The sequence below is a fragment of the Variovorax sp. AC194 genome (assembly GCF_979257995.1).
Map to the genome: position 1 here is coordinate 2,151,290 of NZ_OZ409823.1, position 17,075 is coordinate 2,168,364.

General features: G+C 68.6%; 14 protein-coding genes. 5 read left to right on the plus strand and 9 right to left on the minus strand.

Annotated elements, in window-relative coordinates:
• Window positions 1-96: 96 nt before the first annotated feature.
• The 3 genes from ACZYRS_RS10400 to ACZYRS_RS10410 all read right to left on the minus strand — a co-directional run bounded on the left by ACZYRS_RS10400 (window position 97) and on the right by ACZYRS_RS10410 (window position 3,766).
• Window positions 97-1,815 (minus strand): cobaltochelatase CobT-related protein, encoded by a 1,719-nt coding sequence (locus ACZYRS_RS10400; RefSeq protein WP_463419177.1) that lies wholly within the window; start codon window positions 1,813-1,815, stop codon window positions 97-99.
• 119 nt (window positions 1,816-1,934) lie between these two features.
• Entirely contained in the window at window positions 1,935-2,912 is a 978-nt protein-coding gene (locus ACZYRS_RS10405; protein ID WP_463419178.1) for an AAA family ATPase, read from the minus strand.
• 23 nt (window positions 2,913-2,935) lie between these two features.
• Window positions 2,936-3,766: an IclR family transcriptional regulator gene (locus tag ACZYRS_RS10410; RefSeq protein WP_463419179.1), complete on the minus strand. Its 831-nt coding sequence runs from the start codon at window positions 3,764-3,766 to the stop codon at window positions 2,936-2,938.
• A gap of 181 nt (window positions 3,767-3,947) precedes the next feature.
• Here ACZYRS_RS10410 and xsc point away from each other — a divergent pair, with 181 nt between their 5' ends.
• Together xsc and ACZYRS_RS10420 are read left to right on the plus strand one after the other, a co-directional pair.
• Window positions 3,948-5,771 (plus strand): sulfoacetaldehyde acetyltransferase, encoded by a 1,824-nt coding sequence (xsc, locus tag ACZYRS_RS10415; protein ID WP_463419180.1) that lies wholly within the window; start codon window positions 3,948-3,950, stop codon window positions 5,769-5,771.
• On the plus strand, window positions 5,768-6,967 hold the full coding sequence (locus ACZYRS_RS10420) for an acetate/propionate family kinase (RefSeq protein WP_463422475.1): 1,200 nt from the start codon (window positions 5,768-5,770) through the stop codon (window positions 6,965-6,967). The genes xsc and ACZYRS_RS10420 overlap by 4 nt, the downstream gene beginning before the upstream one ends.
• A 3-nt stretch (window positions 6,968-6,970) precedes the next feature.
• Here the strand turns inward: ACZYRS_RS10420 and ACZYRS_RS10425 are convergent, their stop codons facing one another.
• The 5 genes from ACZYRS_RS10425 to ACZYRS_RS10445 are packed head-to-tail and all read right to left on the minus strand — an operon-like array spanning window position 6,971 to window position 11,467.
• Window positions 6,971-7,963: a Bug family tripartite tricarboxylate transporter substrate binding protein gene (locus ACZYRS_RS10425; protein ID WP_463419181.1), complete on the minus strand. Its 993-nt coding sequence runs from the start codon at window positions 7,961-7,963 to the stop codon at window positions 6,971-6,973.
• 59 nt (window positions 7,964-8,022) lie between these two features.
• Complete coding sequence (locus ACZYRS_RS10430) at window positions 8,023-9,024, minus strand: Ldh family oxidoreductase (RefSeq protein WP_463419182.1); 1,002 nt, start codon at window positions 9,022-9,024, stop codon at window positions 8,023-8,025.
• The gene (locus ACZYRS_RS10435) at window positions 9,021-9,950 is read right to left on the minus strand and encodes a hydroxyacid dehydrogenase (RefSeq protein ID WP_463419183.1); all 930 of its coding nucleotides are present in this window, start codon (window positions 9,948-9,950) and stop codon (window positions 9,021-9,023) included. Before ACZYRS_RS10435 ends, ACZYRS_RS10430 begins: the two co-directional genes overlap by 4 nt.
• Before the next feature lie 7 nt (window positions 9,951-9,957).
• Window positions 9,958-11,133, minus strand: a complete 1,176-nt coding sequence (locus ACZYRS_RS10440; RefSeq protein WP_093437190.1) for a UxaA family hydrolase — start codon at window positions 11,131-11,133, stop codon at window positions 9,958-9,960.
• A gap of 52 nt (window positions 11,134-11,185) precedes the next feature.
• The gene (locus ACZYRS_RS10445; protein ID WP_093238744.1) at window positions 11,186-11,467 is read right to left on the minus strand and encodes a UxaA family hydrolase; all 282 of its coding nucleotides are present in this window, start codon (window positions 11,465-11,467) and stop codon (window positions 11,186-11,188) included.
• A gap of 126 nt (window positions 11,468-11,593) precedes the next feature.
• On the opposite strand from ACZYRS_RS10445, the gene ACZYRS_RS10450 reads away from it, so the two are divergent.
• Window positions 11,594-12,364, plus strand: a complete 771-nt coding sequence (locus ACZYRS_RS10450; RefSeq protein WP_463419184.1) for a GntR family transcriptional regulator — start codon at window positions 11,594-11,596, stop codon at window positions 12,362-12,364.
• A gap of 15 nt (window positions 12,365-12,379) precedes the next feature.
• On the opposite strand, the gene ACZYRS_RS10455 is transcribed toward ACZYRS_RS10450, so the two are convergent.
• Window positions 12,380-13,312, minus strand: coding sequence for a LysR family transcriptional regulator (locus tag ACZYRS_RS10455; protein WP_463419185.1), 933 nt, complete (start codon window positions 13,310-13,312; stop codon window positions 12,380-12,382).
• An 82-nt stretch (window positions 13,313-13,394) separates the two neighbouring features.
• On the opposite strand from ACZYRS_RS10455, the gene ACZYRS_RS10460 reads away from it, so the two are divergent.
• Complete coding sequence (locus tag ACZYRS_RS10460) at window positions 13,395-16,334, plus strand: molybdopterin oxidoreductase family protein (RefSeq protein WP_463419186.1); 2,940 nt, start codon at window positions 13,395-13,397, stop codon at window positions 16,332-16,334.
• A complete protein-coding gene (locus ACZYRS_RS10465; protein ID WP_463419187.1) occupies window positions 16,331-17,071 on the plus strand; it encodes a 4Fe-4S dicluster domain-containing protein in 741 nt (246 codons plus the stop codon). The genes ACZYRS_RS10460 and ACZYRS_RS10465 overlap by 4 nt, the downstream gene beginning before the upstream one ends.
• Window positions 17,072-17,075 lie beyond the last annotated feature (4 nt).

Below are 17,075 nucleotides of genomic sequence, written 5' to 3' on the forward strand. Positions count from 1 at the left end.
CGGATGTGGAACCCAATGTAAGAACCATGGGCGCCCTTTGTCAATCAGGGACTTGGATGTAATCCAAAACGTCTCAGCCTTTACGTCCGCCTTGCTTCAACGCCGGTGGCGCCCCGCCATGAGGTCGATCACCTCGCGAAAGATGGTGTTGCCGGTGGACGTGGCCAGGTCGAGCACGTGGCTGCGGCTGTAGTACGGGCTCAGGTCGAGCCCGACGCCGATGCCCGCGATCTCGATATCGCCGCGCTGCTCCTGGCGCGCGACCACGTCGCGCAGGTGGTGGTCCAGGTAGTGCGCGTCGTTCGCGAGATGGGTGGCGCTGTCCATCGGCGAGCCGTCGGAAATCACGAGCAGCAGCTTGCGCGCCTCGGGGCGCAGGCGCAGGCGCTGGCACGCCCAGTCGACTGCCTCGCCGTCGATGCCTTCGCGGAACAGGTCGGCCTTCAGCAGCGCGGCCATCGCGGGGCGCGCGCGCCGCCATGGCGTGGCCGCGGCCTTGAAGACGAGGTGGCTGCGCTCGTTGAGGCGGCCCGGATGCAGCGGCTTGCCGGCGCGCACCCACTCGCGCTGCGGGCGGCCGCCGGTCCACGCGCCGGTGGTGAAGCCCAGCACCTCGCTGGTCACGCCCGCCTGCTCGAGCGCGCGTGCGAACACATCCACCATCATCGCGACCGATTCGGCGTGCTCCTTCATCGAGCCCGAGCAGTCGATGAGAAAAGTCACCATGCAGTCGGCCACCGGCTCCATGCGCTCGGTGCGAAAGAGGCGCCGCTCGGTCGGCGAGGCCACGAGCTGCGCGAGGCGGCGGCCGTCGATGAGGCCTTCTTCCTGCCCGCCGTCCCAGCCGTCGCGCGTGGGGTCCGCGAGCAGCGCGCGCAGTTCGCGGGCGAGGCGCGCGATGTTCACCCCCTGCGCGGCGATGCGGCGGTCGAGTTTTTCGCGGTGGTCGGCGAGCACTTCCTTGCGCGCGAGCGTGGCCGCGTCGTGCTCGCGGTCGTAGGCGGTCGTGAAGACGCGGTAGGCGCCGCCCGCCTCGTCGATCACCGCGCTGCGGCCCGATTCGGCCGTGGTGAAGCGCTCGATGATCTCGCGGTCCATGTCGGCCACGAGCATGAACACGCTGCGCTTGTCGTCCACGTGCGGGTCGCGCGCGTCGGGGCTTTCTTCGCCGGCCTCGTGCAGCATCGCGGCGACGGTGCGCGCGATGGCGAGCGCGTGCACGGCGTAGGCGGCCTGGTCCGCGCGGTCACGGCGCAGGCCCGCGAGCGCATGGCCGATCAGCGGCGCGAGATGGAAGCGCGTGGCTTCGAGCATGTCTTCGGTTTCCTCCACCACCTGCTGGCCGCTCACGCGCGCGCGGCAGATCTGTGCGATCGCATAGAGCAGCAGCCCGCGCGCGGTGTCGGTCAGGCCCGAGTGGTGGAAGGCGAGCGACCACTGTTCGTGGCGGTGCCGCAGGTTGTGGCGCATGCCGGCCATGACCTCGGGCGCGAGCGCTTCGACGCGGAACTGCTCGAGCATTTCGAAGAGCATGCGTTCGACCGGCTCTTCGGGGCGAAGGCTTTCATGCAGGGCCGCATCCGAAACCGTGAGCCGCAATGCGAGCCCATCGGCCACGCCGCGGAACGAGGCGAAGTCGTCGGTGTCGGCCGAGGGATGCAGGTGCGGCGCGAACCACGGCAGCGCCACGCGCCCGCGGTGCAAGCGCTTGCCGCGAAAGTGCAGGTCGCGCTCGCCGCTGAAGGCCCGCACCACGCCCGCGCAGAGCTCGGCGACCTGCTCCTCCTGCCGCACGCGGCGCTGGGCATCACTCATACAAGTGGGTGTTTGGAACGATAAAAACCAAGCCGTTCACGCTGAGCTTGTCGAAGCGCTGCGCGAGGCTTCGACAAGCTCAGCCCGAACGGTTCTTGGAGATTGGCAGCAAGTCCACATCATGCGGAACGGCCGAGCTGGTGCGACTCCGCAAGCTCCTGGTCGAAGCAGCGCTGGAAGTATTCCGCCACCAAAGGCCGCTCGGCGTCGTCGCACTTGTTGACGAACGAGAGCCGGAACGCGAGCGCCGGGTCCTTGAAGATCTCGACGTTCTCGGCCCAGGTGATGACGGTGCGCGGCGACATCAGCGTGGAAAGGTCGCCCGCCGCGAAGCCCTTGCGCGTGAGGTCGGCCACGGCCACCATCGCCGCGACGAGCTTGCGGCCCGCATCGTCGGCCAGAGAGGGCACGCGCGCCTGCACGATCGCGATCTCTTCATCGGCGGGCAGGTAGTTGAGCGAGGCGACGATGTTCCAGCGGTCGATCTGCGCATGGTTGAGCCGCTGCGCGCCGTGGTAGAGGCCGTTGAGGTTGCCCAGGCCCACCGTGTTCGCGGTGGCGAAGAGGCGAAAGAACGGATGCGGCCGCAGCACCTTGTTCTGGTCCATCAATGTGAACTTGCCGTCGCGCTCCAGGATGCGCTGGATGACGAACATCACGTCGGGCCGGCCCGCGTCGTACTCGTCGAAGATGAGTGCGACAGGACGCTGCAGCGACCACGGCACGATGCCTTCCTGGAATTCGGTGACCTGCTGGCCTTCGCGCAGCACCACGGCGTCCTTGCCCACGAGGTCCAGGCGGCTGATGTGGCCGTCCAGGTTCAGGCGCACGCAGGGCCAGTTCAGGCGCGCGGCCACCTGCTCGATGTGCGTCGACTTGCCGGTGCCGTGCAGGCCCTGCACCATCACGCGCCGGTCGCGCGTGAAGCCCGCGAGGATCGCGAGCGTCACGTCGGGGTTGAAGCGGTAGACGGCATCGACCTCGGGCACGTGGTCATCGCGCTCGGTGAAGGCGGGCACCTGCAGGTCGGTGTCGATGCCGAACACCTCGCGCACGCTCAGCATCCGGTCGGGTCGCAGGTCTGCGGTATCGGTCACGGTGGGCTTTCGAAAGATAGGGATCAGGCCGAGGCGCGGTCGTTGCCCGCGTCGGTGTCGATGCGGCTCAATGCGAGCGCGGCGCGTTGCAGCGCGGGCAGCAGCGTCTTTGCCTTGGCGGCGTCGAGCCGCATGATCGGCGCCTGCACCGCGATGCACAGGTTCGAGGGCGCCTCGTCGCCCGAGGGCACCAGTGCGGCGATGCAGAGGAGGCCTGGAAGGAACTCCTCGTTGTCGATCGCGAAGCCGTCCTTGCGCACGCGCTGCACTTCCTTCTCGAGCGCGGCGGGGTCGGTGAGCGTCTTGGCGGTGTAGGTTTCGAGCGGCGCGTTGGAGAGCAGGCGGCGGCGCTGTGCCGCGCTCATCTGCGAGAGAAAGATCTTGCCGCTGGCCGAGCAATGCACCGGCACGCGCGAACCCGGGTGCAGGTAGAAGCGCAGCGGCGCGGCGGTCTCCACGCGGTCCAGGTACACGACCTCGCTGCCCGAGAGCGAGGTGAGGTTGCAGCTCTCGCCGATCTCCTCGCCCAGCTGGCGCAGCACCGTGTGGCGCGCGCCGTGCAGGCTGTCGTTGAAGAGCAGGTTCTCCGACAGGCGCCGCAGCCGCGTGCCGATGCCGTAGTGGCGCCCGTCGCCTTCGCGCTGCAGGAGCCCCGCGCCTTCGAGCTGCTGCAGCATGCGGTGCAGCGTGGGCTTGGGCATGCCGGTCTCTTCGACGAGGCCTTGCAGCGAGTAGCGCTGGTCCTTGGCGGCCATGACTTCGAGCAGGCCGAACAGGCGCATGGTGGGCGTGTCGCCCGCCGGTTCGGTTGCTTCCGGCGAAACGCCGAGGGAAAGGCCTTTGACGATCTTCATGCGGCGGATCATAGTTGTTTTACAAAAAACAAGACAAGGCGTACCGATTTTTGTAAATTGTTTGACGCCGGCGCCTTGCCGTCCTATATTCCGCCGGAAAGAAATTCGGAACAAGCGGTTCCGACTTTTTGAGCTGCAGCATTCGCCCGACCCCGCCCCATTCCTATCAGGAGACGCTTCCATGAGCCAGAAGAAACCCACCGCACCCGCCCGCGAAGCCGTCACCGGCGTGCAGAAGATGACCCCTTCCGAGGCCTTCGTCGAGACCATGGTCGCCAACGGCGTGACCGACATCTTCGGCATCATGGGCTCGGCCTTCATGGACGCGATGGACATCTTCGCGCCCGCCGGCATCCGCCTGATTCCGGTGGTGCACGAGCAGGGCGGCGCGCACATGGCCGACGGCTATGCGCGCGTCTCGGGCCGCCATGGCCTGGTGATCGGGCAGAACGGCCCCGGCATCAGCAACTGCGTGACCGCGATCGCGGCCGCCTACTGGGCACACAGCCCGGTCGTGATGATCACGCCCGAGACCGGCACCATGGGCATGGGCCTGGGTGGCTTCCAGGAGGCCAACCAGCTGCCGATGTTCCAGGAGTTCACCAAGTACCAGGGCCATGTGAACAACCCCAAGCGCATGGCCGAGTACACGGCGCGCTGCTTCGACCGCGCCATCTCCGAGATGGGCCCGACGCAACTCAATATTCCGCGCGACTACTTCTACGGCGAGATCACCACCGAGATTCCCAAGCCCATGCGCGTGGAGCGCGGCGCGGGCGGCGAGAACAGCCTGAACGCCGCGGTCGAACTGCTGGCCTCGGCCAAGTTCCCGGTGATCCTCTCGGGCGGCGGCGTGGTGATGGGCGATGCGGTCGAGGAATGCAAGGCCCTGGCCGAGCGCCTCGGCGCCCCGGTGGCCAACGGGTACCTGCGCAACGACTCGTTCCCCGCGAGCCATCCGCTCGCCGCGGGCCCGCTCGGCTACCAGGGCTCCAAGGCCGCGATGAAGCTCATCGCGCAGGCCGACGTGGTGCTCGCGCTCGGCTCGCGCATGGGCCCGTTCGGCACGCTGCCGCAGCACGGCATGGACTACTGGCCGAAGGACGCGAAGATCATCCAGGTCGAGGCCGACCACACCAACCTCGGGCTGGTCAAGAAGATCACCGTGGGCATCCACGGCGACGCGAAGGCCACCGCCAAGGAGCTGCTCAAGCGCCTGCAGGGCAAGACGCTCGCGTGCGACGCCAACAAGGCCGAGCGCGCCGACAAGATCAAGAGCGAGAAGGCCGCGTGGGAAAAAGAGCTCGACGAGTGGACCCACGAGCGCGACCAGTTCAGCCTCGACGCCATCGAAGAAGCCAAGGGCGAGAAGACGCCGACGGGCGGCAGCTACCTGCACCCGCGCCAGGTGCTGCGCGAGCTGGAGAAGGCCATGCCGCCGCGCGTGATGGTCTCCACCGACATCGGCAACATCAACGCGATTGCCAACAGCTACCTGCGCTTCGAGGAGCCGCGCAGCTTCTTCGCGCCGATGAGCTTCGGCAACTGCGGCTACTCGCTGCCCACGATGATCGGCGCCAAGTGCGCCGCGCCCGACCGCCCGGCCGTGGCCTACGCCGGTGACGGCGCCTGGGGCATGAGCATGTCGGAAATCATGACGGCGGTGCGCCACGACATTCCGGTGACCGCCGTGGTCTTCCACAACCGCCAGTGGGGCGCGGAGAAGAAGAACCAGGTGGACTTCTACAATCGCCGCTTCGTCGCGGGCGAGCTCGAGAGCGAGAGCTTCGCGGGCATCGCCAAGGCGATGGGCGCCGAGGGCATCGTGGTCGACAAGCTCGAAGACGTGGGCCCCGCGCTCAAGAAGGCCATCGACATGCAGATGAACGAGGGCAAGACCTGCGTGATCGAGATCATGTGCACCCGCGAGCTGGGCGACCCGTTCCGCCGCGACGCGCTCTCCAAGCCGGTGCGCTTCCTGGACAAGTACAAGGACTACGTCTGACCGAATCGCTGCTCACGCTGAACGCCGGGTCGTCGTCGATCAAGGTCGCGCTGTTCGCGGCGGCCGGCGAGGGTGACGGCGATGCCTTGCCGGCCGCGCGCTGGTCGGGGCAGGCCGATGGGCTCGGCACCGGACTGAAGGCGCGGCTGCGCGTTCGCGATGCAGAGGGGCGCACGCTGCACGACGCGGCGCTCGATAGCGACCGGCGCTCGCACCAGGGCGCGCTCGCCGCGCTGCTCGAATGGCATGCGCAGCAGGGCGACGGCGATCGCATCGCCGCGGTCGGCCATCGCATCGTGCATGGCGGCGTCAACTTCGTGGCGCCGGTGCGCATCGACGATGCGGTGCTCGCCGAGCTGGCCGCGCTCGAGGCGCTCGCGCCGCTGCACCAGCCGCACAACCTGGCGGGCGTGCGCGCCGCGATGAAGGCGTTCGACGGCGTGCCGCAGGTGGCGTGCTTCGACACCGCTTTCCATTCGACGCAGACCGAGGTCAATCGCCGCTTCGCGCTGCCGCGTGCGCTGCACGATGCAGGCGTGCGGCGCTATGGCTTTCACGGGCTTTCATACGAATCGATCGTCGCGCAGTTCACGCGCCTCGCGCCCGAGCTGGCGGACAAGCGCGTGATCGTCGCGCACCTGGGCAACGGCGCCTCGATGTGCGCGATGGCAGAGGGGCGTTCGGTCGCGACGACGATGAGCTTTTCGCCGCTCGATGGCCTCACGATGGGCACGCGCTGCGGGCACCTCGATGCGGCCGTCGTGCTCTACCTCATGCGCTCGCACGGCATGTCGGCCGAAGAGGTCGAGACGCTGCTGTTCCGCGAATCGGGGCTGCTGGGCCTCTCGGGCGTGTCGAGCGACATGCGCGAGCTCGAAGCCTCCGCCGCACCCGAAGCGGCCGAAGCCATCGCGCATTTCACCGAGCAGGTCGTGCAGCACATGGGCAGCCTCGCGGCCGCATTGCGCGGTGTCGATGCGGTGATCTTCACGGGTGGCATCGGCGAGAACGCGAGCGCGTTGCGCGAGCGCATCCTCGAAGAGTGCGACTGGCTCGGCGTGCACGTCGATGCCGCTGCCAACGGCGCGGGCCATGCGCGGCTCACGACGCCCGAGAGCCCCGTGAGCGCCTGGATGCTGCGCACCGACGAAGAAGCGGTCATCGCGCGCCACACCGCGCAGGTGCTGCGCGGCTGAGCGCTAGCTCGGCTGGATGTCGGCGGCCTTGATGACGTGCGCCCAGCGCGCGATCTCCTCGGTGAGAAAGGGCGCGAAGCGCTCCGGCCCGCGCGCATCGATCACGAAGCCCTGCTGACGCATGCGCTCCTCCAGGCCGGGCTGCGCGAGGATCTTCAGCACCTCCGCGCCGAGCTTCTGCACCGCGGCATCGGGCATGCCGGCGGGTGCCATCATCCCCGTCCAGTTCTCCACCTGCAGCGTGGGCATGCCGGCCTCGGCCGTCGTCGGCACGTCGGGAAGCAAGGGGTAGCGCGCCTTGCTCGCGATGGCGAGCGCGCGCAGCTTGCCGCCCTTCACATGCGGGATCGACTCGGGAATATTGGAGAACACCACGTCCAGTTGCCCGCCGATGAGGTCGGTCATGCAGGGCGCGCCGCCCTTGTAGGGCACGTGCTGGATGGCGGACTTGTTCAGGTCGTTGAAGAGCGCGAGCGTCAGGTGCGGCGGCGTGCCGCTGCCGCTGGAGCCGGCGTTGAGCTTGCGCTCCTTCGCCGCGGCGATCAGGCCCTTCAGGTCCTGGATCGGGCTGGCCACCGGCACCACGATCAGCATCGGGCTGCCCGCGATCAGCGCGATCGGGCGCAGGTCTTTCTGGAAGTTGAAGGGCGACTTGGGAAACAGCGTCACGTTGGCCGCGTGCGTGAGCGTGATCGCCAGCAGCGTGTTGCCGTCGGGCGCCGCCTTGGCCACGAGGTCCGCGCCGATCTGGCCGTTGCCGCCGGGGCGGTTGTCCACCAGCACGCTGACCTTCCAGCGCTCGCCCAGTTGCTGGCCGATCTGGCGCGCCATCACGTCCGTGAGGCCGCCCGCCGGAAAGGGCACCACGTAGCGCAGCGTGGCATCGGGCTTGGGGTAGTCGCCGCCTTGTGCCCTGGCGAGCGTGGGGATCAGCGCACCGAGCGATCCAGCCGCCGCCAGCGCGCCGGCACCTTGCATCCATTCGCGTCGTTTCATCGTGTTGTCTCCTGTTGTTGTGTTCGGGGGGAGTGACGCTCTGCGGCGCCTATCGGTGTCTACCGTCGCCACTGCGCGAGCAGCGCATCGGGCACCTCGATGCCCTCGGCCTCCGCGCGCCTTCGCAGGTCTTCGCGCCGCGCGCCGGGCAGGCGCACGCCGTCGTCGCACAGCATCTCGGCCACCAGCACCTCGACGCGGTCCAGATAGCTGGCCGACCCTACGAGCGCGCCGGGATCGATGACGATGAAGGCCTGGCCGATGCGCGGCCGGTTGCCCGCATCCTCGAAGAAGCTCGAGGCCTCGAAGCCGAACTGCGCGCCGACGAGCGCCGTGACCAGCAGCTCGACCACCAGCGCCAGCATCGCACCCTTGGGGCTGCTCGCGGCGCCGATGGGCAGCATCGAACCTTCGAGCGCGGCCTGCGCGTCGGTGGTGGGCCGGCCGTCGTGGTCCACGGCCCAGCCGAGAGGAATGGGCTTGCCCTGTTTCGCTGCGACCATCACCTTGCCGCGCGCCACTTCGGAAAGGCTCAGGTCGATCATCAACGCCAGCGCCCCGCGGCGCGGGAACACCGCCGCCACCGGGTTGGTGCCGAAGATGGGGTGGCGCCCGCCCGCCGCCGGCATCGCGGCCGGCGAGTTCGCAAAGCCCAGGCCGACCATGCCCGCGTCGGCCACCGCGCGCAGGTGGTCGACCACCACGCCGCAGTGGTGGCTGTCGGTCACGCCCGCGATGGCGATGCCGAAGTCGCGCGCGCGGGCGATGGCTTCGGCCACCGCCATCTCGCACGCGGCGAAGGCCAGGCCCTCGTGCGCATCGACCAGCGCGGCGGCGCCCTTCTCGCGGCGCAGCGTGGGCACCGCGTCGCCGTTGACGCGGCCGTTGCGAAGGTGCGTGGCGTACTGGGCGACGCGGCCGAGGCCGTGCGAACCCAGGCCTTGCGCCTCGGCCAGCACCAGCGCGCGTGCGGTGGCCGTGGCCATGGCTTCGTTGGCGCCGGCTGCGCGCAGGGTCTCGGCCACGGCCTTCCGCGCTTCCTGAAGGGTCAACGTGGTCATGGTTCGAGTGCCTCCAGCACCTTCTGCGCGATGAGGCTGCTCACGCGCTCGTTCGATTCGGCCGTCACGCCCGCGATGTGCGGCGTCAGCAGCAGGTTGGGGCAGCCCTCGAAGTGCGCGCTGGCCGCGAGCGGCTCGGCATCGAACACATCGAGCGCCGCACCGCCGAGCCGGCCTTCGCGCAGCGCGAGCGCCACCGCGGCTTCGTCGACGATGCCGCCGCGCGAGGTGTTCACGAGCACCGCGCCGCCCTTCATCGCCGCGATGCGCGCCGCGCCGAACAGGTTGCGCGTGCCATCGACCAGCGGCACGTGCAGGCTCACCACGTCGGCCTGCGCCACCAGCTCGTCGAGGCCGAGTGCCTGCGTGCCGTTCTCCGCGAACGCCGGATGGCCCGAGTGCAGCATCGCGTCGAACGCCACGGTGCGCATGCCCAGCGCCTTCGCGAGCCGCGCCGTCAGCTGGCCGATCGCACCGAAGCCGACCAGCCCGAGCGTCTTGCCCGAGAGCTCGCGCCCGCTGGAGAGCGCATTGCGCGGCCAGCGGCCCGCGGCCACCTCGGCCGTCGAGGCATAGGCGCCGCGCAGCAGCAGCATCGCGCTCGCGATCACGTACTCCGCCACGCTCAGCGCATTCGCGCCCGTGGCCGGAATCACGCGGATGCCGCGCGCCTCGCAGCCGGCCACGTCGATGTTGTCCAGCCCCACGCCCAGGCGTCCGACCACCGTGCACTGGGCCAGCGCATCGAGCAGCTCGCCGCGCACCTGCGTGCGATTGCGCACGATGAGGGCGTTGGCCCACTTGGCTTCGCGGAACAGGCGGGCGCCGTCGTCCACCAGGGCCACGTCGTAGAGAACGTCGTGCCGCGCGCGCAGCTGCGCGACCGCGGCGGCGTCCATGAACTCCGCAATGACGATGCGCTTCATGGCGCGCTCAGGCCGATTCGTACAGGCGCGTCATCACGAACTCGCGGTGGCCCAGCGCCTCGGCCGCGGTGAGCCGGCCGTTGGCGGTGCGCAGCATGCATTCGAGCAGCTGGTCGCCGGCCTGGTCGAGCGTCATCTCGCGCTGCAGCAGGCCCGAGGTGTCCACGTCGACGTGCTCGCTCATGAGGCGCACGGTGCGCGGGTTCGCGCAGATCTTGATGACCGGCAGGATCGGGTTGCCGATCACGTTGCCCTGGCCCGTGGGGAAGAAGTGCACCGCGTAGCCCGAGGCGGCGCACAGCGTGACCATCTCGGCCGCGGCGCTGGACGAATCCATGAACCACAGGCCCGGGCCGGTGGGCACCTCGGCCTTGTCGAGCACGCCATCGACCAGGCACTTCTTGCCGATCTTCTGGATGTTGCCCAGCGCCTTTTCCTCGATGGTCGTGAGGCCGCCCGCGATGTTTCCCTTGGTGGGCTGCGAGTCGGAGAGGTCGCTGGTCTTGTGGCGGTTGATCATGTCCTGGTAGCGGTTGAACATGAACATGAAGCGCTCCTTCACGTCGGGCGTGCGGCAGCGGTCGGCCACGATGCGCTCGCCGCCGGTGATCTCGGAGGTCTCGCCGAACACCAGCGTGTTGCCGGTCTCGTAGAGCTTGTCGAAGGCGTTGCCCACGGTGGGGTTGGAGCCGCAACCGGAGGTGGTATCGCTCTCGCCGCACTTGGTGGAGACCCACAGCTCATGGATGCCGCAGGGCTCGCGGCGCTTCTCGCTCGCGTTCTGCACGAACTCGCGCGCCACCTTGCTCGCGCGCAGGATGGTGTCGTGGTCGCCATGGCCCTCGATGCCGAAGCCGGCCACCGGCTTGCCCGTGGCGGCGATGCCGTCGACCACCTTTTGCGTCCAGCTGTCCTCGATGCCGATGACGACGACGGCGGCCACGTTGGGGTTGCAGCCCGCGCCGATCAGCGTGCGGAAGTGCAGCTCCAGGTCGGCGCCGAACTGCAGGCGCCCGTAAGGGTGCGGAATGGCGAGCGCGCCCTTGATGTTGTGGGCCACAGCTTCGGCGGCGGCGTTGGAGAGGTCGTCCAGCGGCAGGATGATGACGTGGTTGCGCACGCCGACGCGGCCGTTTTCGCGGCGATAGCCGAGGAAGGTGGTGTCTTTGGAAATGATGGACATGCTGTGCTTTCGGATTCGTGGGTGATGAAGGTGGGCGAAGCGAGGCGGGTGCTTACCAGCGCTTGGTCTTGATGTTCTGGACGTGCGCGTGCTCGCCCGCCTTGATCGGCGCGACCACCTTGCCCATGTCGATGCCGTACTTCCACACCGTGTCGCCGGTGGCCATGTCCTTGAGCGCGACCTTGTGGCCGATGGGGATGTCCTGGCGCGCATCGACGCTGGTCATCCGGTCCTCGTCCATGATCCAGCCGGTGAGCGACATGCCGGCCTTGACGCCTTCCACCACCACGACCGCGACCGTGTCCTTGGCGTCGTGCAGAACGAAATGAATCATCGTTGTCTCCTGTTGTGACTCGCTGAGAATTTGCAGCGGGGCCAGTGTCCGAGTGCGTGTCTCCGGGTGTCAAACAGGTCATATGAATGACTTGAATGAATCGCGATGCGGCCGAACAATCGCGCCATGCCACGCCCGACCGACCCCTCCGTGTTCGAACCGATTCCCGCCGATGCCGCGGGCGCGCCGCTCTACCGTCTGGTCAAGCGCTCGCTGCTGCGAGCCATCGAGTCCGGGCGCTGCGCGGCCGGCAACACGTTGCCGAGCGAAAGCGAACTGGCGGCGGCGCTCGGCGTATCGATCGGCACGCTGCGCCATGCGACCGACGACCTCGTGGCCGAGCACATCCTCGTGCGGCGCCAGGGCCGCGGCACCTTCGTTGCGGTGCACAACGCGGACCGCTTCATGTTCCAGTTCTTCCACGTCGAGCGCAGCGATGGCCTCCGGCAAGCGCCGCAGGTGGAGTTCGTCGCCTTCGAGCGCGTGCGCATGGAGGAGGAGCCCGCGCAGGCGCTGGGCCTTCGCACCGGCGAGCCGGCCATCCAGATCGACAACCGCCTGCTGCTGCAGGGCAGGGCGGTGATCCACGACCGGCTCACGCTGCCCGCGCTGCTCTTCAAGGGCCTGACCGAGAAGCGCTTTCGCGAGCGGCCGAGCACCATCTACCACCTCTACCAGACCGAGTTCGGCATCACCGTGACGCTGGCGCGCGAACGCGCCCGCGCGATGTCGGCCGACCGCAGCGTGGTGCGCATCCTCGGCGTGGCGCCGGGCGCGCCGGTGATGGAGGTGCGGCGCACCGCGCTCACCTTCGGCGACAAGCCGGTGGAGTACCGCGTCTCGACCATCAACACGGCGCAGTACGAGTACGTGCACCTGCTGTCGCGGCCGGCCTGACCGCGTGGGTGGACGCTAGCGAGCGGCCGGCATGCGCGGCACGGTCGCGCCGCAATGGCGAAGGAAATCGGCGGTCGCGCGGCCGAGCAATTTGTCGCGGTGCATCACCGTTGCGAGCCGCCGCATGCCCGCGGGCAACCGCGTGCGCAGCTCGACGAGGTGCCCGTCTTCCAGCGCCTGCGCCACCGTGTAGCGCGAGAGGCAGGCCAGGCCCGTGCCCGAGGCCACCACGCGCTTGATGGCCTCGGTGCTGCCGAGCTCGAAGCCCACGTGCACCTGCTCCAGGTTCTGGATCAGCCACGCATCGGTGACCTGCCGCGTGCCCGAGCCCAGCTCTCTCAGGACCCATGTGGCCTGCGAGAGCTGGCGGTGCGTGGCGATGCGCCTCGCGAGCGCGTGCCCCGGCGCGGCGACGATGACCAGTTCGTCTTCGCGCCACGCGCGCACCACGAGGTCGGGGTGCGTCTGCGGGCCTTCGATGAAGCCCACATCGACCTCGAAGCCCGCCACCGCCTCGATCACGTCGCGCGTGTTCGCGATGTGCAGGTGAACCTGGCTCTGCGGGTGCAGCGCGGTCCATTGCGACACGCGCTCGGGCAGCAGGTATTCGCCGATGGTGAAGCTGGCTGCCACGCGCAGCGGCGCCGCATGCTCGCCGCTGAAGAGCGCCTGCACCTCGCCCGCCTGGTCCAGCAGCGCCTGCGCCTTGGGCAGCAACGCGCGGCCGTTCTCGTTCAGCACGAGGCGCCGGCCAATGCGGTCGAACAGCAGCGCGCCCACCGAGGTTTCCAGGTCGGCCAGCGCGCTGCTCGCCGCCGACTGGGAGCGCGCCACGCGGTCGGCCGCGGCGCGGGTGCTGCCGCCGCGCGCGGTGGCCACGAACACTTCGAGATGGCGCAGGTTCAGGCGCAGGCGCGGCGAGAGCTGTTGATCTGTTTTTCCGGTCATGGTGAGCGATATTCTCCGCTTTTCCGATCGATCGCGGCTCCCTAACATCGGCGCTGCCCCGCTTGAAAACAAAGGACCGCCAGTGTTCAGTTTCCTGTCCAGAGAGCCCGTGCACGATCCGCTTACCGCGCCGACGCCCACGGCGGACACCGAGGTCAAGACCACCACCTGCTACATGTGCGCCTGCCGCTGCGGCATCCGCGTGCATTTGCGCGAGGGCGAGAAGGGCCCCGAGGTGCGCTACATCGACGGCAACCCGAACCACCCGCTGAACCAGGGCGTGATCTGCGCCAAGGGCTCCTCGGGGATCATGAAGCAGGTCTCGCCCGCGCGCATCACGCAGCCGCTCCTGCGCAAGGCCGGCAGCGAGCGCGGCGCGGGAGAGTTCGAGCCCATCAGCTGGGAGCGCGCCTACGACATGCTGACCGAGCGGCTCGGCAAGATCCGCGCGACCGACCCGAAGAAGTTCGCGCTCTTCACGGGGCGCGACCAGATGCAGGCGCTCACGGGCCTCTTCGCGCGGCAGTTCGGCACGCCCAACTACGCGGCGCACGGCGGCTTCTGCTCGGTCAACATGGCCGCGGGAATGATCTACACCATCGGCGGCAGCTTCTGGGAATTCGGCGGGCCGGACCTGGAGCGCGCCAAGCTGTTCGTGATGATCGGCACGGCCGAAGACCACCACAGCAATCCGATGAAGATCGCGATCAGCAAGTTCAAGCGCGCGGGCGGGCGCTTCATCTCGATCAACCCGGTGCGCACCGGCTATTCGGCGATTGCGGACGAGTGGATTCCGATCAAGCCCGGCACCGATGGCGCGCTGTTCATGGCGCTGCTGCACGAGCTCATCGGCAACGAGCTGGTGGACCATGCGTTCCTCAAGCGCTTCACCAATGCGCCGCAGCTCGTGGTGCTGGACGACTGCGAGCGCGAAGGGCTGTTCGCGTTCGACCCCGAGCGCGGCGTGCCGGGCGACGGACGCAACCCGCACAACAAGCTCGTGTGGGACATGGCCAGCGGCAGCGTGAAGCCCGCGTACCCCGAGGGCATCGCCGACGGTTGCGACCCGGCGCTCGAAGGGCACTACACGCTGGCCGACGGCACGCGCGTCGCGCCCTCGTTCCAGCTGCTGCGCGAGCGCGTGGCGCTCTGTACGCCCGAGTGGGCGGAGGGCATCACCGGCATCGATGCGGCGCGCATCCGCAAGCTCGCGCGCGAGATGGGCGAGACCGCACTGCAGCAGGCCTTCGAGCTGCCGATTCCGTGGACCGATGCGTGGGGCAAGAAGCACCCGACGACGCAGGCGCGGCCCGTGGCCTTCCATGCGATGCGCGGCCTTGCGGCGCACTCCAACGGCTTCCAGACCGTGCGCGCGCTCGCAGTGCTGATGAGCGTGCTCGGCACCATCGATGCGCCCGGTGGCTTCAGGCACAAGGCGCCGTACCCGCGCCACATCGTGCCGAACTACCGCGCGTTCAACGACCCCGGCATGATCCAGCCGAACACGCCGCTCAACGCCGCGCCGCTGGGCTTTCCGGCGAACCCCGAAGAGCTGGCGATCAACCCCGACGGTTCGCCGATCCGCATCGACCATGCGTTCTCGTGGGAACACCCGCTGTCGGCGCACGGGCTCATGCACAACGTGATCACCAATGCGGTCAAGGGTGACCCGTACCGCATCGACACGCTGCTGATCTTCATGGCCAACATGGCGTGGAACTCCAGCATGAACACCATGGGCGTGCGCGAGATGCTCAACCGCAAGGACGAGAAGGGCGAACACATGATCCCCTTCCTCGTGGTGTGCGACGCCTTCCAGAGCGAGACCGTGGCCTTCGCCGACCTCGTGCTGCCCGACACCACGTACCTGGAGCGGCACGACGTGATGGGCATGCTCGACCGGCCGATCTCGGAGTTCGACGGGCCGGTCGATTCGGTGCGCGTGCCGGTGGTGCCGCCCACCGGGGAGTGCAGGCCCTTCCAGGAGGTGCTGATCGAGCTGGCCTCGCGGCTGAAGTTTCCGGCCTTCACCACGCCGGAGGGCGGGCGCAAGTACACGGGGTACCCGGACTTCGTCGTCAACTTCGAGCCGCAGCCGGGCATCGGCTTTCTCATGGGTTGGCGCGGCAAGGACGGCACCGAGCACCTGCGCGGCGCGCCGAACCCGAAGCAGTGGGAGGCGTACGCGCAGAACAACTGCGTGTTCCAGTACCACATGCCCGAGACCATGCACTACATGCGCAACTGGAACCGGGAGTACCTCGATTTCGCGAAAGACAAGGGCTGGCGCCAGCGCAACGACCCGGTGCAGCTGGCGCTGTACTCTGACACGCTGCAGAGCTTTCGCCTCGCGGCGCAAGGCAAGAGCGCGGGGCGGCAGCCGCCTGATGCGCTGCGCGAGCGCATCGAGAAATACTTCGATCCGCTGCCGTTCTGGTACCCGCCGCTCGAAGAGGAGGCGACCGACCTGAAGGCCTATCCGCTCAACGCGCTCACGCAGCGGCCGATGGCGATGTACCACTCGTGGGATTCGCAGAACGCGTGGCTGCGGCAGATCCACAGCCACAACTATTTGCATGTGAACCCGCTCACCGCCGAGGCCGCGGGCATCGCGGATGGTGGCTGGTGCTGGGTCGAGAGCCAGTGGGGCAAGGTGCGCTGCATGCTGCGCTACAGCGAGGCGGTGGAGCCGGGCACGGTATGGACGTGGAACGCGATCGGCAAGGCCGATGGCGCCTGGCAGCTGGCGCCCGGTTCGGACGAGGCGCGCAAGGGCTTCCTGCTCAACCACCTGATCAGCGAGGAGCTGCCGTGCGAAGGCACGGCGAGCGGGCGCATCAGCAATTCCGATCCGATCACGGGGCAGGCGGGCTGGTACGACGTGCGCGTGCGCATACGGCCGGCCGAACCCGGTGAGCCCGAGGAGAGCTTTCCGCAGATGGCGAGCATGCCGAGTCCGCCCGGGGTGTTGGGCAAGGCGGCGAGTGTGTTGACGTACTTTGCGGGGAGGGGCAAGAAATGATGCAGTGGCTCAAGGACCTGATGGGCGGCACCACCGCCAGCGCCAGCTTCGCGGAAACGCAGCCGAGCCTGCGCGCGGAGCAGGGCGAGACGCTGGCCAAGCAACTCGCCCTCGTCATCGACCTCAACGTCTGCGTCGGCTGCCACGCCTGCGTGACCTCGTGCAAGCAATGGAACACCTCCGGCAGCGCCGGCCCACTGGCCGACGAGCGGCCCTATGCCGCCAACCCGACCGGCACCTTCTTCAACCGCGTGCAGACCTACGAGGCGGGCAGCTTTCCGGCGACCGAGACGGTGCACCTGCCCAAGAGCTGCCTGCACTGCGAAGACCCGCCCTGCGTGCCCGTGTGCCCCACGGGCGCCAGCTACAAGCGCAAGGAAGACGGCATCGTGCTCGTCGACTACGACAAGTGCATCGGCTGCAAGTACTGCGCATGGGCCTGCCCCTACGGTGCGCGCGAACTCGATGAAGAACGCCAGGTCATGACCAAGTGCACGCTCTGCGTGGACCGCATCTACGACGAGATGCTGCCCAAGGAAGACCGCAAGCCCGCCTGCGTGAAGGCCTGCCCCACGGGCGCGCGGCTTTTCGGCGATGTGAAGGACCCGGACTCCGAGGTGTCGAAGGCGATTCGCGAACGTGGCGGCTACCAGTTGATGCCGGAGTGGGAGACCAACCCGGCGAACCAGTACCTGCCGCGGCGCATCACGCAGTCGACCGACGTGCAGGGCCAATAGGGGT

Excerpts from the sequence above, each read along its gene's own strand:
- ACZYRS_RS10400 (WP_463419177.1), bottom strand. The coding sequence starts at position 1,815 with ATGAGTGATGCCCAGCGCCGCGTGCGGCAGGAGGAGCAGGTCGCCGAG.
- ACZYRS_RS10410 (WP_463419179.1), bottom strand. The coding sequence starts at position 3,766 with ATGAAGATCGTCAAAGGCCTTTCCCTCGGCGTTTCGCCGGAAGCAACC.
- xsc (WP_463419180.1), top strand. The coding sequence starts at position 3,948 with ATGAGCCAGAAGAAACCCACCGCACCCGCCCGCGAAGCCGTCACCGGC.
- ACZYRS_RS10425 (WP_463419181.1), bottom strand. The coding sequence starts at position 7,963 with ATGAAACGACGCGAATGGATGCAAGGTGCCGGCGCGCTGGCGGCGGCT.
- ACZYRS_RS10430 (WP_463419182.1), bottom strand. The coding sequence starts at position 9,024 with ATGACCACGTTGACCCTTCAGGAAGCGCGGAAGGCCGTGGCCGAGACC.
- ACZYRS_RS10435 (WP_463419183.1), bottom strand. The coding sequence starts at position 9,950 with ATGAAGCGCATCGTCATTGCGGAGTTCATGGACGCCGCCGCGGTCGCG.
- ACZYRS_RS10440 (WP_093437190.1), bottom strand. The coding sequence starts at position 11,133 with ATGTCCATCATTTCCAAAGACACCACCTTCCTCGGCTATCGCCGCGAA.
- ACZYRS_RS10445 (WP_093238744.1), bottom strand. The coding sequence starts at position 11,467 with ATGATTCATTTCGTTCTGCACGACGCCAAGGACACGGTCGCGGTCGTG.
- ACZYRS_RS10450 (WP_463419184.1), top strand. The coding sequence starts at position 11,594 with ATGCCACGCCCGACCGACCCCTCCGTGTTCGAACCGATTCCCGCCGAT.
- ACZYRS_RS10455 (WP_463419185.1), bottom strand. The coding sequence starts at position 13,312 with ATGACCGGAAAAACAGATCAACAGCTCTCGCCGCGCCTGCGCCTGAAC.
- ACZYRS_RS10465 (WP_463419187.1), top strand. The coding sequence starts at position 16,331 with ATGATGCAGTGGCTCAAGGACCTGATGGGCGGCACCACCGCCAGCGCC.